Genomic DNA, 24,744 nt, shown 5'->3' on the forward strand with positions numbered 1-24,744 from the left:
AAATTCCAAATATTGTTCACAATCCCTTACATAGCAAGCTTTCCAAGGAAGCAATTCGTGCTTAAAAACTTATCCTTTCTTATCTTTTAAAAAAAGCCAAGCTTCTTTAGAAAATACTTGGCAACCTTCTCCTCTCGTTTACAGCTTACATACAAATCAATTGTGCGATATAAATCCATTTTTTTCAGCCTTGATTATGATGTATGTTTCATCCACTCGTCAAGAATCCTTAGTTGATCTCAAATGTTGCCGAATACACTCATTTAATTCTGGTTCATATTGATGAACCCATCATATAATCGTTGTACGAGCTAAAATTTCCACTAAATCACGAAGATGTAAGTTGTATCGCAGGTTTATATAAGTTCTCTTTGAATTTTTTCCATACTTATATTTGTTTGAGTCGGTGAAACCCTAGATAAGTGTTGCAGGCTTATGGCCACGGAACGCTTTGTGATTTCACCGCCAACTGCGCCATTGGCATGAGCTGTAGCATTTGCACCCAGTGTAACGCCTAATTCACGGGCAATATCTTCTTTCATCCAGTGCAACCATGGCTTTGGATTGTTTTTTCTAGTCATTTACACACCTCCTTTATGAAATTAGGATATATGTACTGGAGTCTTTGTATACAATATAAAAATTGGAAATAGAGGCGAATGGGGTCCAAATGCGAAACGACAGTGTAACCGCTGCTGCATCTTCGTACAAAAAAGCGGTTATCCATGATTAGTTATGAAAATCATGGATAACCGGAAATGGAGGAATAAAATTACTTCATTTAGATGTTATAATTAATATCTGAAAATTAGACTTTATGATATAGCTAAAATTTTATAATTTTTCATTCTAACAATACAATTTATACTTATGTACACTTTAATTATCTACAATATGGCGTATTCCCGATATATCCCTATTCGTAAACTTCGCAATATCTTGGATATACATGCCCTGGATTAATTGAATTTTTCCTTTTTGGATACCTTCTTCTCGTCCTTTTTTCTCTGTTACTTATATTAGAATAAGAGCCTTTTATCTCGCCTCATATGACGTACGGAATGCTAGGTCTTGACTCATTTCCCCCCACTTTTGCATCGCATCTTTTTTTACAAATTTAATCTCGATTCATAGCAATCTTCTCCAGTGAATGTGTTGATTCTAGTATATCTTCTTCATGAAATCTTGCGATAAAAACCGCTATTCCGAATGTAACCAGCCTGCAATTAGATTTTTTTGCTTTTGTTTTAATTGGGACCATTTTTTATTATTTCGAAGAATCTGTCCATCTACTTTTATATGATTTTTCATATCTCATCTTGTATGGACATAGAATTGAAGACAGCAAAACAACTAATTCTAGCTAGATGACTAATACTGGTACTCATTATAATGCACTTCGAGGTAAAAAATTATGTCGTTGACAATCCACATGAGACCTTCAATACTATGTACATTCAAAAATCTATGAAAAAGTATTTTGTTGAAAATCTTTCTAGACAAGTATTCAATATTAAAGCTGAAAAAATTGACAGCGTCAAAAAGATTCTAGTAGGCATCCTCCTTATTTTTTTGGAATATATCCTTTATTTGCACCAGAACCCTAAATAGCTGTATTTATTTTGATAATGACGGCAGGTTATCTTCATATATACTATCAGTAGAACGTTTATTTCGATAATTAGATTCGATATCTAAAATTTCAACATCTAGCATTACATATTCTTTGTCTTTTTCAATTACTGGTGATATATTTGTAACCTTATACGTTCTATTTCTTGGCAATAGTAATTCCATTTCCCCAGGAACCTTACTTAATAAATCTACATATATAGCGGGTACTCCTTTAGGAACATGGATTTTCATCAAAATAGGCAGTAAACTAAATGTTTTTGCTGCGTCTTTAACAATACTGGTACTCATATACGCTGGATCTTTTTTATATTTTCCTTGAAACCTCTCTTTAAAGTGTTCAAAGCTTTCCGTATTTATCTTTGAAGTACTATTAACTGGATCATCCTCTTTTAAATCAAGTTTCACTAAGGAGTTTTCTGGTAATCCAAATGCACTTTCACTTACTCGGCGATAAACTATCATATCATCATGTAGTCTCACTCTCGAAAAAGCACGATCTATCTGAGTAATACTCTTCTCTGTTTTTTCTTGATCTAGAACATCAAAATAATTAGAACGAAGATATTCATTAATAGGATAATATCCCCCTCCTGTATAGTCTCTTACGGCATCTTTTTCTACTTGTGGGGTAAGCTTATTCCAAAGGTCAAAGAATTCTTTTCCCCAATCTGTCGCTTCTGCTTTACATTCGGGTTTAAAATTCAATAGTGTTGTAGAATGACACTGTTGATTCACAGTTGTCTCTGCTGAAATGCCTACCGGTATCGTTAGTGACGATACCATACTTATACCGACTATACATGCATATAATATTCTTTTATTTTTTTTTAACATCGTTTTTACTCTCCTCTAATTGTTTTATTTTAAAATACTATTCATTCCTATAACTTACTATCTGTTTCCCTTACATAATCCTTACAAAAATGTAAGATACCCCTGTAGGAATAGATTCTACGGGTTAGAAGGCGCAACCCTGCCGTGAAGTGTAAAGCATATTCTAATAAACGTATTTTATGATTTTTTTTTGTTTTCGAACATTCCATTTTCATGAAGTTTCTTTATGGATCAGTGAGACGATTCGTGCTCTAGTCCATAAAATGATTTACATAAAATAGAAAAACCTACTTTTAAACAGTAGGTTTTTCTATTTTATGTAACATTTTTGTTCGAGATGGGTTTGTATACATTAACACTCTCTCGGCTAAAGCCGCGAGTCGTATACCTTACGGTGTAACGGATGGGATTCCTGAATGACGAAACGTTCGCAGGCCATTTCTATTTTTGAACAGCCTTCAAGAGGAGCGTGTGTCATCACCGCTCCTAAGACAGATCATTATAGGCTCTTAGGCTGATTGACTGTTACCACCAACCACCGTTGCATAGCGAATATTCATCACCTCAACGATATCGCGGTATTTCTCAAATCCGCATGGACACTTCTATCTTGTGCCTTGTTCTTCTTCGTGCATTTTGGACATGTTTGACTTGCATAAGCAGGATTCACATATTCAACTTGTATACCAACTAACTTCGCTTTGTACGCGATGAATTGCGCGAAGCGAAAGAATGACCAAGTGTGTAGCTTCTTTTCGTTTTTACGGCTTGGTCTTGCATCCACCTTTGTTCCTTATCATCAAGTTGTCGAAGGGCATTTTGTTTCTTAGCTTCTTGCGAACACTACGAAACTTACCTCTTGGACCAACTCTTTGAAACGTTCTTCTACTTTTGTGTTAAGAAAAATCTTTTTTTCTGTATCATGGGCAAAACACCAAATGGTAGTTAATGAATGAAACAGTTGTTTTGGTTTTTCTATAATCATTTATCATGTTCACAATGTACCAATTTACAAGATTAACCGCAATAAACAGATGCAATAATATGTAGTACCAACATTTTTGATGCTTAAAGTGCCACAAACCTTGCGGTTTTTGGTAGCACTTCGTATCCAACCTAACTTTCATCCCATGCCGAAAGGCGATAGGCTTTCTCGTTCGGGAAGGACTTTAATATAGTATGACTATTAGAATAAATGGATATACGTGCCCCTTTATGTACATCGAAACCATTTTCCAATGCGCGTGAACAAAATAATGTCTTACATCATATGGCGTTAAGTTTGTTGCTAATCCCGCTAATTTACTATATTTTTAAACAAGTCATTTACAGTCAGTCATCCGGCTTAATTTGGGTCCTTTATTTAATACAAACAAATAAGGGCTCTTTTTATATTTGTGTAAGCCTCGTTCTACTAAATAATGTTTTAATATTTGTATCACTTTTTGGTTTAATAAAACCGTTCGTTGTTTGTCGCCTTTTTAGAACGAATAACTATTTCTGACGAAGAGAGATACAAGTTTTGGTTATTCCACACACAAACAGGTCTTTTTAAAACTGGAACGATTTACATAGTTACTCTTTTTTTACTTTTGTAGAAAAGATACTGTTTGCATCTGTAATCATTTGATTTTTCACCGCACTTGGAAGATTGATTTCGGAATACTGATTTCTTCCATTAGCATGCGTTCCTATGAATGTATGTCGAGTATTTTTGCCTTTGAAAGGAGGAAATCCCTGCTTTTCTTGTCTTCGTTGTGGATAAGGAGAAAAGGAGATTCGATACAAAAAAGACCTTTGTTATTGCCAAGGTCTTTTTTGTATGTTGGTAAAAAGAAGACAGCTAAGTCATCGCTTCCTGAACATCTTATCACATATACAGTCGTATTTATTGGTCTTATTTGTCTTTTGAAAGAGACAAATAAGACCTTTCAGAATAAGCAACCGCTTAATTCATTCTCTAAAAAAGATGGAATGATGTGTTTGATACAGGGAGATGGTTTCTCATCTAATCGTTTGTTCCATGTCGTATGCCTCTCACAGCTAAATCTACCACTTTTCTACCATCTGTTTGTTTTTCCTTCTCTACCACAAAAAATGGAACGCCCTTATAAAAATTTTTCCTAATCGATAACGTCATCTGCGGTCATTTGAACTACTTTTTGTTTACATTCATAATCGGGATAAAAACTTAAGGTCTCTATGTTTCTTTTAAAATAAACGCCTTGTATATAAGGAAGAATCGAACCAGATTTCGTATGCTCATATAAGTGTTTAATTTCTTCTTGGAATTGTAGTGGGTCTATTGCGAAATAAAAGATTGGATTTCCAATTCAATTGTATATAGTATGATTCTTACGGTTCTTTCCGAAAAAAAAAGCCCATTGCCTTTAGGCATGGACTGAAAGTAAGGTTGGATACCGAGCGCTACTAAAAAACCGCAAGAAGTCAAACAGATCCAAAAGGTACGAGATAGAAAATATAAGTGTCCATGCGGATTTGAGACACACCGCACTATCATTTTGGTGATGGCACACCTTCACCTTGAAGGCTGTTCAAAATAGAAATGGCCTGCGAACGTTTCGTCATTCAGGAATCCCATCCGTTACACCGTAAGGTCTAAAACTTGCGGCTTTAGCCATGGGAGTGTCAAATCGCTGAGTTTTTCAATTGAATTTTTCTAATCTAAAATTTTAACAATCGGTGTAGTTCCCCTTTTATTGCGCTCAATAAGAGATTTAATTTGATTAGACGTCTTAATTTTTATATGTACTGGAAAATAATCGGGGATTTTCTCCATAACAAGATTGGCAATATATTGAGTAAAACCGATTAATTCCACTGTTCCTATAAGGTTTGTTAATATGTCTATTTGTAAATCATTGAGTGCCCCATCTATATAGAAACCCTTTCCTATCACAATAATACCTTCTGGGAAATATGTATGAATCTTTTCAGTAAAATTAGATAACATCATCGAATCGCCTCGATGATTTGATAATGCATCTTTAGACGGAAATAAGGCATATCTTTCATTTATATTTTCCCAATCTGTAATTTCTACTTTCCCTTTATCGACTTTTCCATACGTTAAAATTGAACCTGGTATGAGAGCACTTTGCGCTCCTTGTTGATAAATAACAAAGATTATAGGAAGATTTTTTGTTTTACTCTTTTGATGTATTATTTTTAGGATGTCATTTGCCATTTTCTTTCCCTCAGATATTACTTTCTTTTCATTGATTGAGACCTCCCTCTGATAGTCATGTTCTTCCTTAAAATAATGAACCGAATTCATCACAAGTCCAACAACTATGCCACCTAATTCATTATGTGGATCTTTCTGTAAAACATAATTTTGTTCCAAAATTCCAGCAAGATACTCAGGATTTTTTTTATTTTCTTCTTCATCATGTTCTTTCCCATCTGGTATCAATGGATTAAGTCCAGTATTAGGAATTTTTCTCCCTAACTCCCTCAACAAATCCTCTTGTTGCTTTTCTGTTCGTTTTCTTAATAGTAAGGATTCTAATGTATTTCTTTCTAAAGTCTTCCCATTTTGAAATATATACTTTTTTGGATTGAAAAATTGACTTGCTACACGTGTTAATCCTATTTCAAATGCATCTCTATTCAGTAGATTTATTTTGTTATTTTTACTTACAGTAACTAATCCATTCACCGAACCTTTCTTAAATGGAATATGTATTTTGTAACTATCATTTGATAGTGAAATCATTGAACCCTGTGTACTTTTGTTTCCTTCATCTTTCTTTTTTAAGCCACACCCAACTAATGCTATACTCAAACTAGATACTAATAATATTAATTTTTTCAAACCACAATACTCCTTTGCATGTTTTAAACTTTATTTTTATACTGTATCAAAAAGATAAAATTTTTATTAAAAAATAATATATATTGCGATTATATGTAGTGTATTTTCTTTATAGTAATTTCACTTATTCGCTTATTTTACAAAATTCGTAAGTGATCTCATTTGTGAACAGACAGAGGTGGGAGAATGTACTGCAAGGGCTCGGAGATGTTTTGGTGGAAGACCTGAAAAAATTAGGAACAAAAGAGCAACAAATGATACAAATACACGTGTCTAAGAAAACCCTCATTAAAGATATTGCGCAAACATTAAAGATTTCTTGTACAACGGTGTATCCTTGTTTACAATTATTAACCTACAAATCCCTTTATTTTATCCTACAGCGGGATTTGTAATTGATTTTGAAGATGATATAAGTATCAATTTAAGATATAAGTATTTCCTAGAACACATAAAATAAAAGAAGAGATGCGCTAACATCTCTTCTAAGTAACTGTTGCCGTAAGGTAATTAGTTGCGTTAAGATTATTTCCTTTTCTCAAGACTATCCTTTTGCTTCCGACGGCACGGATGGTCTTTTTACGTTGTTTGCTTATATTGCTAACTAGTTTATTTCCAAAACCAGTCGCAAGGATTGTTACAAAGACTCTTAACAAACCCTGTAGCAAAGATAGTAAATATTCCATCATAGGAGTCACCTCCTTTCTCTCCCATATATAAGAGAAAGGACAGCAACCAACCTACATTATACACATTTTACCATATAACCTATAGTCCCACCAACATTCTGAAAAAACGAGGGAGTTTTCAAACCATTTATGGTTAACAATCCATAGTTCATAAGTTCTGTATCATTTTTTGAACTTTTAAAACATGAAATAGATCTGATATTTAATTGATGCAAAAAAAATTACAGTCTGCTCCGAACGAGAAGTCCCATCGCCTTTAGGCATGGGATGAAAGTGCAGTTGGATACTCTTCATGAGGAAACATACACTTTGTAGTTTTTAAATTTAGAAATTGACACAAAAACTCCGCCAGAATTTTTTTCACAACAAAGAGGAGTGTGTCTAGAGAGAATAAAGACTCTACGAAACAACTTGCTTTTTTTGGATTGCGTGTTCCCTTTTTACACCATACAAAAACCGGTTCTATTTTAGGGCTTGTTCCTATAGGAATCTATGTCTATGTCTGTATTTGTCTTTGTTTATTATTTATATTAGAATCAATTATAGTATGTTTTCCCGTCTTAGCTTAATTTTTATAAATTATTCTAAGGTATAGATTCAGAAATTTCCAATAAAATCTATGTATAAACCCAACAAACTTACAAAATATGTAATATATTGTGGTTCTATTTCCTAAAAACATAATTTTTTATTTACACAAAAATTATGAGATATAAAAAATTCTACAATCAAGTACCACAGAAATACACCGTATTATTATAAAACAGCTAGTTTAACACTTAAAATATTGTAAAGGAAGAATTAAAAATGCATCATACAAAACCTACCTCTTCACGAATACTCTCTCTTGATATAATTCGTGGTTTTGCTTTACTTGGAATATTAATTGCACACGCTTCTGGTGGAACACAAGGGCAAAAATATCCGATTTATTCTTTAGATTTCGATTTATCTGTTTTTAACAATTTGTTTATTCACTTTAAATTTGTTTCCATTTATTCATTTTTATTTGGTATTGGATCTTACATATTTGTTTCGCACGCACAACAACGTGGATTACGTAGTTATTATCTTTTTTCAAGACGATTAATTACTTTACTCTCAATAGGAATTATACCAATATTAATTTTCCCTCAAATAACCCCTATTTTAATTATATATGGTTTATTAGGGTTTATCTTGTTACCTTTTTTTAAACTACAGCCTAGAATTATTCTGATCATCGCTGGAATATTAGCATCCTGTAATATGATATTTATAATTGGAACCATGGTATTTCGAAATCCATTAATTAAAGATTTCAGTGCCGTTTTTATGATTATACAATATTTTATTTATTATATTTTAGTAATTGTTACGATGTTTTTGCTAGGACTATATGTAGGTAAGATATGTCTTTTTCAGCAATTATCCCACAAAAAGAATATAATTAAACGCATTCATAGGATTTCATTTTTTCTGAGTTTATTATTAGTATTAGTGGGACTATGGATGGTTTATATCAATCCAGATATAGGATACAATATGCCATTTCAGGGGATAAGTTATATAACATCCTATCCCTTATCAATTTTTTATATGTCTTCCATAATTCTTTTATATAATAAAAATTATTTAGTGTATTTATATAAACCACTTAGTTATGTAGGACGGATATCATTAACCGCCTATATAGGGCATGCCGTACTTCTTAAATTTCTTATTTTATTGTTAGGTTGGACAAACGGATATACACTTATACAAAGTCTGGTTCTCGTCTGCATTGTGTTTACCATACTCACGATTTTTAGTTTTATTTGGTTGCAAAAATTTCAGCAAGGGCCTTTTGAAAAAATTTGGCGTGTTCTAACATATGGAAAACATGATTCTATTGCAAAACTTAAATAAATACGCGTGACAGGGAAGCTAGACACTTTATTCAATGAGCTATCTAGCTTCTATTGTTCTAAAATATAGCGCATATCCTCGATATCCCTGCCGTTTTTTATGCATACCACACGGGTAAGATGAATCATTCCTTTCTCTATATCCTCTTGAAGCCTTTTGTCTCACCTCATATGACATACGGAATGCTAAGTCTTGACTCATCTTTGCCACTTTTGCATTGTATCTTTTAAAATCAGGTCGAAATTCATAGCAATTTCCTCCGATGTATGCGTTAATTGTGTATCCTCGTGTGCAGATAATAAGTGCAATCCTCGTACAAAGTCACCTTCCCATAGACTGACTTGCTCTTGTTTCATCAAAACCGGCAACATGATAAAAGTCGAAAAGAAAATACAACACTTGCATAGAAGGTTGACCAATATCAGAACAAATTATCTTCATCAAGTCACGAAAGATATCGTGAAAACCAAGCCATATCGAATCGTGATGGAAACCTTGAACATCAAAGGAATGATAAAGAATAAGCACTTGTCTAAAGCTATTGCAAAACAATGCTTATATGAGCTTACGCGACAAATTCAATATAAAAGCGAAAAATACGGTATTGAATTTATGGAAGCTGATACATGGTATCCATCTTCTAAGATGTGTTCAAGTTGTGGAAGCATCAAGAAAGATCTAAAGCTATCTGATCGCATATACAAATGTACTTGTAGTCATGTCATAGATCGGGATTTGAATGCAGCCATCAACTTGTCATGAACCAAACGTTATGGCTAATATGTAGGATGCGTTGTATCCGAATTTACGCCCTCGGAGAGTTCTATCAAACGGTAGTAGCTTTGGCAAAACCGGACTCGTAGAACAGGGAAATAAACAAACTTTATAGACTTTTATAAGGTTTTGGCAACGGTAGGGATAGTACATGACTATTCGACACAATAAAAAGGTTATATACAAACCATTGGAATTCGTAATGGCATCTATAAATAGTACTTACATATGCATTTGTAAAAAGGAAGATTTTTCAATTCAGAAAATCTTCCTTTTTTATGCGCGAATAATGTTCACTAATGCTTGTTAAGTAATTTTATTTCGTTGCTATACATCCTCCACAATCCATGTAAAAATATCCTAATCTCATTTCAAACCAGACGGTTCGGTTTGAAATGATTCGCAATATAAAATACAATAATATAGGTTGTCTGTATTTGGAGTGCTCTAGTAGTGGACCTTTTTTTCGCGTTATCTTGTAAAAATGAAACACTGCACTCGAAAAACCTTAAAAATTAATGATTCCATCAGAAGTGCTCTTTTTAATCTACACCCATTATTTGATTGTACTGTTCCTGAATAGTTAGTAGTTGTAGACTTAATCCTTTTACGAGTACTACCATCCTATGGTCTTGTTCCAACATAAGTAACAATTGTGCTACTTCTAAAAGCATTTGATGAATCTCATATGCTATTTCGGCAACCACATAACCAGAAATATGCTGAAGAATAGACTCGAGTATGCCCATTTTCCGATCGATTTCTTGTAGTAATTGTTTAGAGCCTCCAGATAATAATTGGTTCAATATACCAATCCTCCCCTACACTTTATCTTCCTATTAAAACTCAAAAATTGAAAAGAGTTATACTCTATACTTTTTTGTATTTTATATCAATTATAATACCTATACAATAATAATTCTAACATCTAAATATAGAGAAAATCATTTATACTTAGGAAATTATAGTGCCCTAAACGTAAAAGAAACCCTGAAAAAATTTAATTCGATACATGTATTTTCACAATGTTCTATCCTTGTTCCATAAAAAATATTATAGAAATAGATTAATGAAATACATTTTTTACATAGAAAGATTCCTTAACGTACCATCTATGCCAGCCGTGTGACCAAAATCGCTTCTCTTTTGATATAAAAATAAACACCACAAGTAGGGCCTGTGGTGTTTTGGAGAAAGTTATAAAAGCTACTATGAAATGTTAGTATCTTTTATTTTACAAGAAATTATAAATATTGGTATTGAGAAAGTTACTCTCTAAATCCGAAATAATCCCATAAAATGCTTCAATAAAAGTACTGCAGGAGAATAAGACAATCTTGAATTTTCTTATTCTCCTTTTTTTCTAGAGGATAGGCAAAAATACCCTAACTACACTTGAATATAAAAAAACAAAAAGACCTGGATAAAAATCCACGTCTTTTGTTAGCAAGTACATACTCGTCTAGAACAAATAATGAGGATTTCAGCAATGGGAGGTGTCCTTCTACTTCTTATATATCTTTGCTATGCCTTTTCATTGAAGGAGCATCTATATCTCTGTGAGAAGTACGAAGTCTAAAATATCATGGTGGTATAAGCATTTCCTAATAATTTTTCACCTGTAATGCCATAAACTCTATACTTTTTTTGATCCATTTGTATAGATATAACCTAGATGAAAATCATAGAATCTATGTAAGGACTCTATTGCTCCAGCAAACTCCAGTATTAATGGTATTTCCTTTTTAGATTGATAATAAATTTGTTTTGCTTGCGGTATTTTCCCGTCTGTTTGTATTCGTTTTAAGCCTACACCTAATTCACAATGTAACACACGAGCTATGTTATTCAATACATCAACGGACCCATGTATGCGTAAGCGCGCGCGTTTATATAATTTTCCTTTATCTTGGCCATGTACAGTTCCTAAATCATGTAATAAGCGAATATAAGTTGCTACAAACACTTTTTCGTTAAAAATACCTTTGGGAAAAGTTCGATTTTTTTCTGAAATTGGCGTCCAGTTCATTTCCTCTATCTTTTTCACAAGCGGATGACTTTCATTTATTCCAATTTCCCAAAAATTCACTTTCCCTTCACGTTCTCTCTTGCAGTATCTTATAGAATTACTTCTCACAACTAATTCACGAAATCTCTCTGGAATTTCTTTTTTCTTATTTCTGATAGAAAAATACCCTTTTCGTTTGGATCCATATCTCCAAATAATCGCTAATATTTCTGCAAAATCATCTGTTGTAAGTAATTGATTGAATTGTTTTTCTTCTTCATTCGATAATCTAAATTTCTTAGTCAATATTAGTTCTCCTATTCTCTACAGAAATATACATTTTCTATTTATAATATTATGATAAATAATATATAATTCCTTACAATACATTTCAATGAAACAATTTCTACAATCAGCAGGATTTGCAATCTCATAGATAATATCTTCAATCTATTTAGTTAAATCATCAATACTCTTTGTAGGGAACGAAAAATAAAAATCCGTTAGATAAATTCATTTCCATGCTAAAATCGTATCAAAGATATTGCTCCACCTTTTTTCGTACCTTGCTTATGCCCTAACAAATTTATTATCATTTTTCTATTCTAAGCCACATTCTAATTTTAGCTATTTTTTTTCGATTGTTTTTGCGACAAAGCAATAATAAAAAGAACCCACTTATTATAGTAGATTCATTTAATCATTTTCGAGGTTTCAAACTTCATGATAATTCAGACAAAAAAACAAGAATAATGCGGTATATATTATGATAATATATGTATGAAAAAGAGTAGAGAATTTATTTTTGAATTCAATAGATTCAGAAGAAAAAGCTCATTTCTCTGAAGTGAACCCCGAAAACGGGACACCAATCAAAACACCTAAACCACTTGTTCCCTAAATTCTTTAGGGGATAGGTGGTTTAATTTTTCTTGAATTCGCACACAATTGTAGTAATGAATGTATTCTAGCACAATCTTTCGCACAGTTGTGTTGGATACTTTTGTTATCTTTTGTGAATAGAAAGCTTCACTTTTTAAATGACCAAAGAAGCTTTCCATGACGGCATTATCATGGCAATTTCCTCTCCGGGACATGCTGGTGATCATGCCGTTTTCTTTGGCATACGCTTGAAATTCTTTTGCTGTATAAATACTTCCTTGATCCGAGTGAAGAAGGACATCTTTTACTTTTCGCCCTCTCATTGCTTGTTTCAATGTTTTCATCGCTAATGTCAGTGTTTGTGATTCGCTGATGACACAACTAATCATTTCACGATTAAAGGCATCCATGATCGTTGATACATACAAGGTACGCTCTCCAAATAAGAGATACGTCACATCCGTAAACCACTTTTCATTTGGTTTGGATGCATCGAATTGGCGCTCCAATCGATGAGGGGCTACCATTGGTTCCGCACCATTGATATATTTCTTTTTCTTTCGACGCACTTTTGAAAGAATATGATTTTGTCTCATGATTCGTAATACTTTTTTATGATTGACACACAGTCCCATTTTTCGAAGAGTAGCGGTCACTCTTCGATATCCATACCGGAATTTATGCCTAAGACAGACGTCCTTTACTTTTTCTTCTATATCATCTTTCAGATCTTCCGTTCGTTGTAACCAACGATAAAATGTAGAACGGGGTAATTCTAATACGTTACACAAGTCTTTTACCGTTATTTTTGTTTGTACATTTCTCCATAAAGTAACTACAGTTTCTGGTTTCAGCCCCTTTCGATTTCCAGATACTTTCCCCATACAAGTAATTTTGTTTTTAGATGTTTATTTTCTAAACGTAGCTGTTCTAATTCACTGAGCTCTTTTGGTCCTTTTCCATAAGAATATTGTTTTCCTACAGGTTGTTGAAAACGGTACGTTTGATCGGTACGATACCACTTCATCCACGTCTTAATTTGGGAAACATTTTTAATTCCAAGCTTCTCCATAATTGTCCAATTGGAATATCCATCCTTTTTCATTTCAATCACTTTCCACTTTACTTCTTCTGGGTAATGAACTCTTGTCTTCAAACGAAAAACACCTCCAATGAATTTGCATACTTAGTATGCGAATTCAGGAGGTGTTTTTTTCATGTACCACTATTCGGGTTCACTTCACTCACAAGAAATGAGCTTTTTCTTTTTCAGACTAAAAATTTTGTATCATTTCAACCTTTACTAGGGAAAAGGTTGAAAGAAAAGTTTAGCTTGGTTACATTTTCGCATACATGTAAGGTAAAGTGAATTGATAATATTTATTCTGATTATTATGAAATCAAACTTGTGTTTTTACATTTATTAGCTAACAAATCCCGTTGTATAGTAAACCTTTTGACAGCGTAGGAAAGTCTTTTTAAAGAGTTTGATATACCTTTTATTCCACTATTCCCTCCACGGATATCTGTAAAAAATCCGATTTCCACATATCATACGCCTTTGGAAATCGCAAAACAAAAAATATAATTTTAACTCCTAAACATGTCTATCGTTCCAAAATATAGCGTATGTCCGACAGTTCCATATTCGTAAATTTCGCAAGATTTTCGATATTCATGCCGCTTTTATTCCTATCCTGGATCAGTTGAAGAAGCTTGATTATATTTGAAGCCTGTACATGAAGAAACGAGCAATTTTCGCTCGTTTCTTCATGTACAGCTATATCCCCTTTCGAGAGATATCACGTATTATTCGTCGTTTTCCCTATGTTTACATACAAAAATTTTATTTATTTTTAGAAATTGCAATAGTTACACCACGTCCATTTTCACTTTCTTTTACAACTTTAAACTGAAGGCCCAATTTGGGAAGAATTTTGTCTGTATAATTATTTTGATCACTAAAAGCAGATACTCCTTCTTGAGCCGAAGAATCTACATTTCCTTGTGGTGTTTCTACTTTAATGGGTGTGGTTTTTCGTAGGCCAAAAGCTGCATCCGCATTTTGCAAGCTACTCATAGCCGGCTTCGTTTTATCATGATTGTAATACAGTATTTGTTGATGTGCATCGATAACCCCAAGCATCTCATGACCAGGATGGTTACTTTCTTGATTATCTGTATAACGTCCATCATAGTACCAAACAATCATTCCAGGATCAGCTGATAATCCTTTATAACCAGCAGCAGTCTTATTAAGTCCTTTATCCGCCCCATTATGGCTACGCCATTCTATGAGATAATAATTAGGATATTGTACACCATTTTTCATTACTGGAGGAAGGTTCACCTTGATTACTTTTCGAGCAGGATTGTTACTAGTAGCTTCTTCCAATACAAACTCTTTCTTTTTCTCTAAGTCCTTGTAATCTACCTCGATGGGTTTAATCCACTTTCCTCCATAAGTAGACTGCAAAAACATTTTGGACCATGGATCAAAGTTACTAGGTTCAATTCCACCTGGCTGTCCATTAAGTGCGCCAAAAGCCATTAATGACCACATATCCGCACCCTTTACCACCAAAATCATATAAATCCGGTAAATCAAGATTATGACCATATTCATGAGCCAGAGTCCCTACCGCAGTGTCCTCTGGAATAATAGTGAATTTCTTTGCTTTCAGAGTCGTACCAGGAATTTGTGCAGGTTCTTTAAGCTCCCCTGTATAGGGCACAACATACATATCAGAGGTCCCCCCTGCCATAACTACTACTAAATTATCTAAGAATCCATCCGGCTCTACCTTATTTCCATATCTATCTAAATCATCGGGATCTTTTTGATCATATAAATTTTCCTTTCCTTTAATAGATTGCCCTACTTGTGTGAGTGTTTCTTTCACTAATTCTCCAAATCCTTCAAACGGTTCACCTTTAAAATCTCTGTAATATTCTATATTATTCTTCGCCTGCATCCATGATGAAACCACTCCTTTTACATTCCAAAATCCATTCGATTGTTCGTTATAATATTCATTTAGGGAGGGCATACTTATTCCTTCCGAGGTTTTGAAAATGCCAGTATTAAATAACATTCTCTCATAGTGAGCTTTGTTAAAATCTTTTGTATAAAAATCTGTTTCTGGTTTAATTTGATTATGCTTCATGTTCGGGAACTCAATTAAAGAAACAGCAATATGATCCGTATAAGATTTCTGCTGACGAGAGGCTGCCGTACTTGTGTTTAGCATAGATACCTGGATATTCCCTAGATTTTTGTTTACATTCTCTGGTTGTACCCCATCTAGATCAAAATTACCAGCGCTCGCTTGAATGCTTTCTGTTGGTGCTGTACTCATAATAACCGTGGTTAAAAGCATCGAAAAAATAATACCACTCCTTTTTTTATACATATGTGTCCTCCTCAATTATTTATAGCCAGTAATTAATTAAATAACTAATTTTCATTTTAAAGAACACTTACAAAGATAGGATGCAAATGAAATAAAGATTGAATAAAATCTATATGTGAATGATTTTTCTCATAGTCTTGAAGCAATTTTTCTAATTAATAAGCATAAAACCATTTTCATCTACTTGGCGGACTTCACAGGAATCCTAAAGTGTTTGTACCTAAACGAAAATATGCACAATCTGAAACGTTCATTTTAACCGACATCCACTACCTTATATTTGACACTCCCACGGCTAAAGCCGCAAGTCCTACACCTTACGGTGTAACGGATGGGATTCTTGAATGACGAAACGTTCGCAGTCCATTTCTGTTTTGAACAGCCTTCAAGATGAGGGTGTGCCATCACTCCTCCTAAGACAGACCATATAGGTTCTTAGGCTGATTGACTATTACCGCCAACCACAGTTGCGTAGCGAATATTCATCGCCCCAACGATATCACGATGTTTCTCAAATTCACATGGGCACTTGTATGTTCTGTCTTGCGCCTTGTTCTTTTCAGAACATTTCGGACATGTTTGACTTGTATAAGAAGGGTTCACATATTCGACCTTTACCACTAATGTCGCTTTGTACGCGATGAATTGTGCGAAACGATGGAATGACCAAGTGTGTAGATTTTTTTCGTTTTTACGGCTTGTTCGTGCCGTCTGTCTCATGTTCGTGAGTTGCTCTAATCGAATGACAGAAATAGTAGTATCCGTTGCAAAATCGACGATTTCACGACTTACTTTGTGGTCTTGGTCTTGCATCCATCTTTGTTCTTTATCATCAAGTTGACGAAGGGCATTCATGACTTTTATATACTCGTGGCTACTTGGTTCCAATAGCATGATTTGTTGTTTTGTTGGAAGTGTATACAAAAACAAGTGAACGTGGTCTTTGTCGCATTCCATTGCAACAATAGAAAAATCCAATTCTTCACATATTTCTTGAACCAACTCTTTGAAACGTTCTTCTACTTTTGTATGAAGAAAAATCTTTCTTTTGTATCTTGGGCAAAACACAAAATGAGAGTGAATGAATGACACGGTTGTTTTGATTTTTCTATAATCATTTATCATGTTCACAATGTATCAATTTACAGGACTAACCACAACAAATCGATGCAATAATATATAATACCAACATTTTGGATACTTAAAGTGCCACAAACCTTGCGGTTTTTGGTAGTACTTCGTATCCAACCTCACTTTCATCCCATGCCGAAAGGCGAGGGGCTTTCTCGTTCGGGAAGGGCTGTAATGAGCTAACTCGTCTCTTACAACATGATGATGAATTTAAACTATCAGAAAATTTAACACTTGCGTTTGCAGGTATCATATTATTACAAAGCCAAAGCTTAAGCTCAGGTTTTGGCTTCGTTTTGCTAGAAATACGCTCATGCTTACCTATTAAAAAGAAAATTCTATACAACTACAAAAGGAATCAAATCCAGACAATCCAGGCCATATATCAATGGAGAGGCAAATCTTCTTGTTACCCCTTTCGGACACAAAGTATTCATTAAGATGTTTTCCAACCTATGAAATCAGAATTCATTATTGTACAGTTGTATACGCCATATACAACTCTTTATTTGATACTTTTTACAAAATGCAATTGTGAAAAAATATATCTATTGCTGTTCCAAGTATTAATCTATCTTCAATCAGCTCCAGAAGGGCGATGGATGACCAAGATTATTGATTTTACCCTAAAAAATGAGTGACTATTCCTACAAAATACAAACCATTTAAAAGGATGATGCATGGTTTAGAAGCAAAAAAGAACAACCTATGAAAATAATCTGTTCACAAATTAAGATGATATGAAATTAACTAAACATAATAGCCATGAAAATGAAAAAAGGATAGAATAGAATCAAATAAAAAGAACGGACTGGCAGTCCGTTCTTTTTAAAAAGGAGCAATGAAAGTTATTCTTCTTTATTATAATTTAAATAACTGAAAATTAAATCTTTTTATATTGAGAAAGTCTATAACTAAGAAAGAAGGTCACTACAATGAATAAAGGTGATGCCATTTTAAGATTACTATCCGAAATCAAATTGGAACTTAAGGACGTAAAAGAACAGGTGGAACAAATACAATCAAAGCTAGATACATTCGAACAACAAAATCAAGTGAAGAACAAAGTAGAGAAACAAAAAACAAAAATAAACCCTGTTAAAAAAGAGAAACGAGCTTGGAAATATCCAGCTAAGCTAAAATGAAAATTGGATTTTTCTTTCTTCTTATCTAGTCGCGGAAGAAAGCCCCCACAATTAAACAATACGTCTATGATATTGAGAACTTTGGGAGATAGATGCTTCTTCTTATTGTGATACAATCATATCCAGTGAACTACCCGCCACTTAACGTCCTAACGGACTGTTTGAAGTGGGGGCTTCTCGGTTAGTCGTTACTTTTGGTAGCTAACGAATTCGTCCTAAGACAGCCGAGCTAACTCCCTTGTTCCAAGGGTTATTTGATTGCTATCTATGCTAATGCCAATAGGTGTATTGCTTCATTTTTGATATTGATAGCTGCGTTATCATCTCTATCGAGATTTACACCGCATATACAAGAATAGACTCGCTCAGACAATGACATATGTTTCACATTTCCACAACTGCTACATGTTTTTGTGGAAGGAAACCATTTGTCTATTTTCACAAGTTGTTTGCCTTGTTCATGTAGTTTATAAGCTAAAAAAGAAGTGAACATACCCCAACCATTGTCAGCGACACTTTTTCCAAAATGAAGTGCTTGCGACATTCCTTTCCTATTTAGATCTTCAATAGCTACAACATCAAAATGAGTCGCTAACTCTTTAGACTTATGATGAAGGAAGTTCTTACGTTGGTTTGCTACTTGTTCATGCAGCTTAGCTACACGGATACGTTGTTTATTCCAACGCCCTGAATCTTTTGTACGTCTTGATCATACTCGTTGATCCTTTGCTAAACGGTATACCATTTCACGATAGAACTTAGGATAATTGGCTCTCTCATCCTCAGAACTGACGTATAATTGATCCATCGCAAAGTCTAATCCAACAACTGTTTCTACTTCTTTTTGTACGATCTCTTTTTCGTATGCAGTCAAAATGGACACATAGTATTTACCAGTAGGTGTCATAGAAATCGTACATGACTTGATTATATGGCCTTGTGGTATTTCTCTATGCTGTTTGATACGTACCATTTTCAGTTTTGGCAATTTGATAGGACCGTTACGCAACATAATATTTCCGTTCACTACATTCGTTGTATAAGACTTTCTGGCTTTTTTGCTTTTGAATGTGGGGAAGTCATTTTGACCACAAAAGAAATTTTTATAGGCAGTTTGCAAGTTTAGTTGCGCATTTGCCAAAGCTAATGAATCAACTTCTTTTAGCCATTCAAATTCTGCTTTGTATTTTGCAGGAGTGGGAAGCTTTTGTTTCTTTAGTTGATCCGTATCATCTTTATGTTTTTCATACGCTTCTTTCCGTTCAGCTAACATTCTGTTATACACGAAACGTACACAACCGAAGGTTTTACGCATAAGATGTGCTTGATCTTCTGTTGGATACAAACGGAATGTATATGCTTTATTCTGCTTTTCCCTATCATTTCACCTCACTTTTCACTTTGATTTTCAATATATGTTTTTACTACGTCTATTGGCGAACCACCAGTAGTTCGCAAACAAAAACTTCTTGACCAAAACATCTCTTTCCAAAGTTTCTTTTTCACTTGTGGAAAGTCTCTTTTAATAAGTCGAGAACTTGCACTTTTATAAGCATTGATAAATTTTGTCATTTCTGTATTAGGGTGTGCCTTGAACAAAATAGGAACGTGATCTACATCATGATTCCATTCAACTCATGTGATGTTATAGTTTTCAGATAGTCCAACAAACATATCTGTTGCATAGTCTGACATATCATCATCAAACACATTTCTTCTGTATTTTACGACCAACACAAGGTGATAATACAACAAGAATACTGAATGGTTATGACTATCTCATTTCATTTATATAACATCCTTTATAATTTATAAGACTGATTACATCAGAGGCGAAATAAAAAGGAAAACCTTTTGGTTACGCCAAACTGACATTCATCTCCCACCTACCGTTGGGCTACGCCCTTCACACGCTTGAGGAGGGAGAATTCTTTCGGGAAATTCGTTAAATTCTGAAGTTCCATCACACAAATCACTCCAAAACACCGCGTATTTTCAATATATCCATATTTGTAAATTTCGCAATGTCCTCTATGTCCATTCCGTTTTTATACATGTCCCGAATCAATTGTATTTTCCCTTGCTCCATTCCTTTTTTCTCTGCATGTGCAGCCGCCACATTCTCATCTAAAAAGCTTTTCTTCCTTGCTTCATACTCGCTACGAAACGACTGATTATGACTCATATCATCCCACTTCTGAATCGCTTTCTGCAATGGTTCATCTTGCTCCATCGCAATCGCCTCCAACGTTTCTATAAGATTCTGATCTTTATGTGACGCTAACAAAAGTAACCACCGTGCTAAAACGTCATGCCACAGGTTGACTTGTTCATTTCGCCATTGCGCCGTCAGCTTTGGTAATTCAATATAATGAATTTCTATGTCTTCACTCACCAATACTTCCTTTTCTATATCCCAGAGCGTTCCTGTTGTTTGAAATCTATCGTGAATTGGAAATAAAATAAAATCTAGTACATGAATCGTAATGGATTTCTTCAGCTTACTATATGGCATACCTTCTTGCATTTGAGACGCATACAATTTCGACCAGTCATACAACGAACGTTTCTGGATATCCTGTTTGTTGACAATCTGTATTTCTATATGTACGAATTCCCCCGTACCTAAGGTAGCTTGTACATCCATAATCGATAATTTGTCCTCTTTGTATGCTTTACGGACATGTGGGTCTTCCAGCGTCAAACTCGTAATCGGAGACAGTAGCGTCTTCTGTAAGATGGCATTCAACAATCCGATTAAAACGCTTTCATTTCCTTTGGTACCAAATAATTGCTTAAAAGCAAAATCAATACGTAAATTAACACGATTGTTCATCTGAAAGCCTCCCTTCTTCGTATTTTATCCCTCTATCATATCAAATTTATTTCAAAAGAACGAGCGGATACAAACGAATTCATTTATTCATAAGAAAGTATGGGAAATAGTAAAATCACACCTTACATATGCTCCTATCAATTACTTACCATTAATATTGACAACATATAATTGATTGTGTTCAACATCTACAGCAACATTTTCTGGGGCATTCCCTACAACAATAGTTCCTATAACAAGGTTATTCTCAATATCAATTATACTTACTTTATTAGAAAGTCTGTTTGCTACATATAAACGTTTGGTACTTTGATCTATATCCATTCCTTCAGGGCTTGACCCTACAGGGATGGTTGCAATTACGATGTTAGTGGCAGCTTCAATAACAGAAACGGTACCATTTCCCGTGTTGCTCACGTAAACACGATTATTATTTAAATCGGTTAAGAGGAAACGTGGCGTAGAAAACCCTATAGTGATAGTAGTAATCAATTATATATAATCTTAATATCTAAAAAATGTACAGAATAGCTACGTTACGCTGGTTTGTACGATATCAAAAACTATAAATGGACACACTTTTCTGGTTGTTTGTGACCAAATCGTTACCGTAAAAATTCAAAATGAAACTAAAAAAATAAAAAAGCACAGCGCGTTAATAAAGTGTACCACCACCTTATTAACCGTCCGCCTAACCCATCTAGGCAAACACCTGCTGTACTCTTACAAACTATTTTACCGTAAGGGCTCCTAGGCAACAGTTTGCTTACACTTGGCATTCTGTTGCTTTCTTGTTTATACAAAGGAGCTAATACTATGAAAAAGAAACGTATCAATGTAATTGCAACTAAAGAATCCTTCCACAACTTATCCTCATTCATAGATGTGGAAGAAGTGTCCGACAAGGAGTATACAAAATATCTTGCAAAGTGTCCTACCAGTAAAACAATTACTAAAACCTTAAAACAAAATATAAAAGATATAAACAAACGTAATCATAATGAGAATCGCAATACCCCAGAAGAAAATATGGAACAAGCTAATTTCGTCGCACACTGGGTACCCGAACGTTTTGTTTCTTTCGTTCGCTCTTTTTATCATGAATCTACAACCATTCAAGAATTGTGGAAGATCGTAAGACAGTGTAATAGGACGGTGAACTACACAACAGGTGAACAAGCCTTTACGAAAGACCAAGAACTAGTCATCGGCTTACAAGCCATGAAAGAATTTGTGATGAAAATGAAGTCCGAAGTAAACATGAAAAAAGGCCCATTTTCCTATTTCAATGGCATTGTCAACAACCTCATAGACAAGTTGTATTTTGATACAAACTTCACACAAGAAACATTCCTATGAGAAGGTTTGTCATACTCGCACCACGCATATCTATTCTATATAGAATTATCTATTTTCCGGACACCATTTCTTTTTCTGACGGATAACATACGCAACTTACGATACAATGTGGATTTCGATATTTGTGTCTGCTCACAAATTTGATGAATTGTCATCTTCCTCTGCGCATAAAGAGCAAGGGCTTGCTCCAAATTGGGATGCTTTTCATGGTACTTTTCTACTCGCCCCACATACTTCCCTTTTTGTTTTGCAATCTCAATGCCCTCTCGCTGCCGCATGCGAATGAGATCTCGTTCTAACTGATTCACGCCGCCCATCACAGTCAATAAAAATTGACTATACGGATTTTCGGATGTCAAATCCAGCCACGTATCTTTGACCGATTGTAAGTTGGCCCCCTTCTTTTGGATGTACGCGACCAATTCAAACAACTCCGCCGTACTTCTTGTAATGCGAGTTAAGTCTGTTACCCAAATCATATCCCCCTTCTGTACATGTTGTAACAACTGCTGGAGAATGGAACGATGGCGGTCCGCCCCGGACGCCTTTTCTTGATATAAGATATCGATTCCGATTTGCTGTAACTGCTCGATTTGTCTCGCTAGATTTTGATCAACGCTGCTCACTCGTACATATCCTATTTTTCTCATTTGTTTCTCCCCCTTACTCCGTAGCAAGTGAAATTCGTTCCACGCAAGATCCTCTGCTTATTGCCTCTTCTGTCGGGTTCTCTGTATACCCCATTCACATTTTACATGATATGTCATCTATACAATAATCTGTTTTTGATGTTTTTTGACGTACGAACGGTTCTTGACATTCCCTCTATCCCCACCCTTTATAAGTAACCTTGACTGTTCCTCCGAAAAGAATCTCCCTATACACCCCTATCCCCATCAAGCTCTCATCCGAACCAATCACTCATGGATGTGCCGATACAACGTAGATTGAGATATCTGTGTATCTTTATAATTCCCTCTCTCAATATTCTGAATGATCATCCTTCTTGCAGAAAAACGAGATTTTTATACATGCAACCTTGAATCTTTATACGTTTTACAATATCCTCTAAACGCTGTAAACAATCTAGTCAGATATACTTAGCAAACAGGTTGCCCATTTGTACAAATGTGTAAAAATCACTTCTAAACGATTCCTTTTCACATATAGTAGACATAACTAAAACGATTTGATTTGAGAAAAGGGTGAATGATTTGGTTACAATTAGTTTATGCATGATTGTAAAGAATGAAGAAAAAGTATTAGAACGATGTTTACAGTCCATAAAAGACATTCCAGATGAAATTATTATTGTAGATACTGGATCAACAGATTGTACAAAGGAAATTGCAAAAAAATGGACGCCCCATGTGTATGATTTTAAATGGATAGATGATTTTTCAGCTGCGCGTAATGAATCTTTTCGACATGCGACGAAAGACTACATTTTATGGCTAGATGCAGACGATGTTTTACTAAGACAGGATAAGACCGCATTACAAAAGTTAAAACATTCTTTACAGCCCCAAATTGATGCCGTATCTATGAAATATCATGCTCATTTTGATAAACAAGGGAACGTAATTAGTAGTGCCTTTCGTTTTCGTCTTCTGAAACGAGAGCGGCAGTATCGTTGGATAGGGGTTGTCCATGAACATATTCCAGTGACCGAACAAGATCAAACCTATCAAAGTAATATTGTTGTGACACATCAAAAAGAAAATCCGCAACGTTCCGTTCGAAATGTAACCATTTATGAAAAATATATAGCACGGGGCGGTACACTAACGTCACATGATTTATTTCATTATGGAAGAGAATTAATTTCCAATCATAGATATGAAGAAGCAGTGGATGTATTTCACAAATTTTTAGATTCTCCGGATGTATCAGATGAGATGCGGCTCTTTATTTTTAATGAGCTTGCCTCATGCTACTATTTCTTACAGAATATAGAGCAAGAGCATCAAATCACACTCCAATCTTTATCCTATGATATGCCGCAACCTGTATTTTGTTGTCGACTGGGCGAACATTTTTTACGTCAAGGGAAAGTGGAGGGAGCCATTTTTTGGTACAAACAGGCGACACAGCTACCCGTTTCGTATTCTTGGACCGTGGATAAAAAGCCGTTTTATACGTGGTTACCCCATAAGCAATTGGGGGTTTGCTATGAAATGAAGAAAGAAAATCGACAAGCACTGAAGTATTATCAAAAATCCTTAACATTCCTTCCAGACGATACCGAAGTACAACAAAAGATTCAGCATCTAAAAAAACAAATGAAAAAAAAGTAATTCGTTATCTTTCATT

At 34.5% G+C, this 24,744-nt stretch carries 15 protein-coding genes and 12 pseudogenes; 5 read left to right on the forward strand and 22 right to left on the reverse strand.

Features of this window, described 5'->3' with window-relative positions; translation table 11 throughout:
• Window positions 1–101 precede the first annotated feature (101 nt).
• The 9 genes and pseudogenes from MHI28_RS32360 to MHI28_RS32395 form a co-directional block, all read right to left on the reverse strand.
• Window positions 102–354 (reverse strand): annotated as a pseudogene (locus MHI28_RS32360) (IS6 family transposase); the annotation flags it as partial.
• 2 nt (window positions 355–356) lie between these two features.
• Window positions 357–581, reverse strand: coding sequence for a small, acid-soluble spore protein, alpha/beta type (locus MHI28_RS32365; RefSeq protein ID WP_340828632.1), 225 nt, complete (start codon window positions 579–581; stop codon window positions 357–359).
• A 622-nt stretch (window positions 582–1,203) separates the two neighbouring features.
• A pseudogene (locus tag MHI28_RS32370) lies at window positions 1,204–1,311 on the reverse strand (transposase); the annotation flags it as partial.
• 306 nt (window positions 1,312–1,617) lie between these two features.
• Window positions 1,618–2,469: an ADP-ribosyltransferase gene (locus MHI28_RS32375; protein WP_340828633.1), complete on the reverse strand. Its 852-nt coding sequence runs from the start codon at window positions 2,467–2,469 to the stop codon at window positions 1,618–1,620.
• A gap of 509 nt (window positions 2,470–2,978) precedes the next feature.
• Window positions 2,979–3,303: pseudogene (locus MHI28_RS32380) on the reverse strand (zinc ribbon domain-containing protein); the annotation flags it as partial.
• Between the two features lie 19 nt (window positions 3,304–3,322).
• A pseudogene (locus MHI28_RS32385) lies at window positions 3,323–3,461 on the reverse strand (IS200/IS605 family transposase); the annotation flags it as partial.
• A 1,131-nt stretch (window positions 3,462–4,592) separates the two neighbouring features.
• A pseudogene (locus MHI28_RS36320) lies at window positions 4,593–4,810 on the reverse strand (helix-turn-helix domain-containing protein); the annotation flags it as partial.
• A 339-nt stretch (window positions 4,811–5,149) separates the two neighbouring features.
• Window positions 5,150–6,307, reverse strand: coding sequence for a CamS family sex pheromone protein (locus tag MHI28_RS32390; protein WP_340828634.1), 1,158 nt, complete (start codon window positions 6,305–6,307; stop codon window positions 5,150–5,152).
• A 485-nt stretch (window positions 6,308–6,792) separates the two neighbouring features.
• On the reverse strand, window positions 6,793–6,996 hold the full coding sequence (locus tag MHI28_RS32395; RefSeq protein ID WP_340828635.1) for a hypothetical protein: 204 nt from the start codon (window positions 6,994–6,996) through the stop codon (window positions 6,793–6,795).
• A gap of 807 nt (window positions 6,997–7,803) precedes the next feature.
• Between MHI28_RS32395 and MHI28_RS32400 the strand changes: the two genes are divergently transcribed.
• A complete protein-coding gene (locus MHI28_RS32400) occupies window positions 7,804–8,883 on the forward strand; it encodes a DUF418 domain-containing protein (RefSeq protein WP_340828636.1) in 1,080 nt (359 codons plus the stop codon).
• Between the two features lie 197 nt (window positions 8,884–9,080).
• Here MHI28_RS32400 and MHI28_RS36325 read toward each other — a convergent pair whose 3' ends face one another.
• Window positions 9,081–9,239 carry a hypothetical protein gene (locus tag MHI28_RS36325; protein ID WP_445661813.1) on the reverse strand — a complete coding sequence of 53 codons (159 nt, stop codon included), beginning with the start codon at window positions 9,237–9,239 and terminating at the stop codon, window positions 9,081–9,083.
• Here MHI28_RS36325 and MHI28_RS32410 point away from each other — a divergent pair.
• Window positions 9,235–9,645 (forward strand): annotated as a pseudogene (locus MHI28_RS32410) (RNA-guided endonuclease InsQ/TnpB family protein); the annotation flags it as partial. The gene MHI28_RS36325 and the pseudogene MHI28_RS32410 sit on opposite strands and share 5 nt — an antisense overlap.
• 554 nt (window positions 9,646–10,199) lie before the next feature.
• Here the strand turns inward: MHI28_RS32410 and MHI28_RS32415 are convergent.
• The 7 genes and pseudogenes from MHI28_RS32415 to tnpA (MHI28_RS32445) all read right to left on the reverse strand — a co-directional run.
• Window positions 10,200–10,463 (reverse strand): hypothetical protein, encoded by a 264-nt coding sequence (locus tag MHI28_RS32415; protein WP_340828637.1) that lies wholly within the window; start codon window positions 10,461–10,463, stop codon window positions 10,200–10,202.
• A gap of 830 nt (window positions 10,464–11,293) precedes the next feature.
• Entirely contained in the window at window positions 11,294–11,971 is a 678-nt protein-coding gene (locus MHI28_RS32420; RefSeq protein ID WP_340828638.1) for a hypothetical protein, read from the reverse strand.
• A gap of 575 nt (window positions 11,972–12,546) precedes the next feature.
• Window positions 12,547–13,703, reverse strand: a protein-coding gene (locus MHI28_RS32425) for an IS3-like element ISBt2 family transposase (protein WP_340828016.1) whose coding sequence is annotated in 2 segments (ribosomal slippage) — window positions 12,547–13,451 and window positions 13,451–13,703 — 1,158 coding nt in all. Because the reading frame shifts where the segments join, the coding sequence is not laid out codon by codon here.
• Window positions 13,704–14,393: 690 nt separating this feature from the next.
• Window positions 14,394–15,029, reverse strand: coding sequence for a hypothetical protein (locus MHI28_RS32430; RefSeq protein WP_340828804.1), 636 nt, complete (start codon window positions 15,027–15,029; stop codon window positions 14,394–14,396).
• A gap of 24 nt (window positions 15,030–15,053) precedes the next feature.
• A pseudogene (locus MHI28_RS32435) lies at window positions 15,054–15,960 on the reverse strand (immune inhibitor A domain-containing protein); the annotation flags it as partial.
• Window positions 15,961–16,395: 435 nt separating this feature from the next.
• Window positions 16,396–16,821: pseudogene (locus MHI28_RS32440) on the reverse strand (RNA-guided endonuclease TnpB family protein); the annotation flags it as partial.
• Window positions 16,822–16,866: 45 nt separating this feature from the next.
• A pseudogene (gene tnpA, locus MHI28_RS32445) lies at window positions 16,867–17,085 on the reverse strand (IS200/IS605 family transposase); the annotation flags it as partial.
• Window positions 17,086–18,026: 941 nt separating this feature from the next.
• Between tnpA (MHI28_RS32445) and MHI28_RS32450 the strand changes: the two are divergent.
• Complete coding sequence (locus MHI28_RS32450; protein WP_078187683.1) at window positions 18,027–18,236, forward strand: hypothetical protein; 210 nt, start codon at window positions 18,027–18,029, stop codon at window positions 18,234–18,236.
• A gap of 265 nt (window positions 18,237–18,501) precedes the next feature.
• On the opposite strand, the pseudogene MHI28_RS32455 reads toward MHI28_RS32450, so the two are convergent.
• The 4 genes and pseudogenes from MHI28_RS32455 to MHI28_RS32470 form a co-directional block, all read right to left on the reverse strand.
• Window positions 18,502–19,581: pseudogene (locus MHI28_RS32455) on the reverse strand (RNA-guided endonuclease TnpB family protein).
• Between the two features lie 44 nt (window positions 19,582–19,625).
• Window positions 19,626–19,991 (reverse strand): annotated as a pseudogene (gene tnpA, locus MHI28_RS32460) (IS200/IS605 family transposase).
• A 217-nt stretch (window positions 19,992–20,208) separates the two neighbouring features.
• Window positions 20,209–21,072: an Rpn family recombination-promoting nuclease/putative transposase gene (locus MHI28_RS32465; protein ID WP_340828639.1), complete on the reverse strand. Its 864-nt coding sequence runs from the start codon at window positions 21,070–21,072 to the stop codon at window positions 20,209–20,211.
• Window positions 21,073–21,213: 141 nt separating this feature from the next.
• Window positions 21,214–21,564, reverse strand: a complete 351-nt coding sequence (locus MHI28_RS32470; protein ID WP_340828640.1) for a YncE family protein — start codon at window positions 21,562–21,564, stop codon at window positions 21,214–21,216.
• A 390-nt stretch (window positions 21,565–21,954) separates the two neighbouring features.
• Here MHI28_RS32470 and MHI28_RS32475 point away from each other — a divergent pair.
• A pseudogene (locus MHI28_RS32475) lies at window positions 21,955–22,431 on the forward strand (helix-turn-helix domain-containing protein); the annotation flags it as partial.
• A 35-nt stretch (window positions 22,432–22,466) separates the two neighbouring features.
• Here MHI28_RS32475 and MHI28_RS32480 read toward each other — a convergent pair.
• A complete protein-coding gene (locus tag MHI28_RS32480) occupies window positions 22,467–23,081 on the reverse strand; it encodes a recombinase family protein (protein WP_340828807.1) in 615 nt (204 codons plus the stop codon).
• A gap of 564 nt (window positions 23,082–23,645) precedes the next feature.
• Here MHI28_RS32480 and MHI28_RS32485 point away from each other — a divergent pair.
• Window positions 23,646–24,728 (forward strand): glycosyltransferase, encoded by a 1,083-nt coding sequence (locus MHI28_RS32485; RefSeq protein WP_340828641.1) that lies wholly within the window; start codon window positions 23,646–23,648, stop codon window positions 24,726–24,728.
• Window positions 24,729–24,744 lie beyond the last annotated feature (16 nt).

The organism is Bacillus sp. FSL K6-0268 (genome assembly GCF_038005425.1).
Taxonomy (GTDB): Bacteria; Bacillota; Bacilli; order Bacillales; family Bacillaceae_G; genus Bacillus_A; species Bacillus_A thuringiensis_S.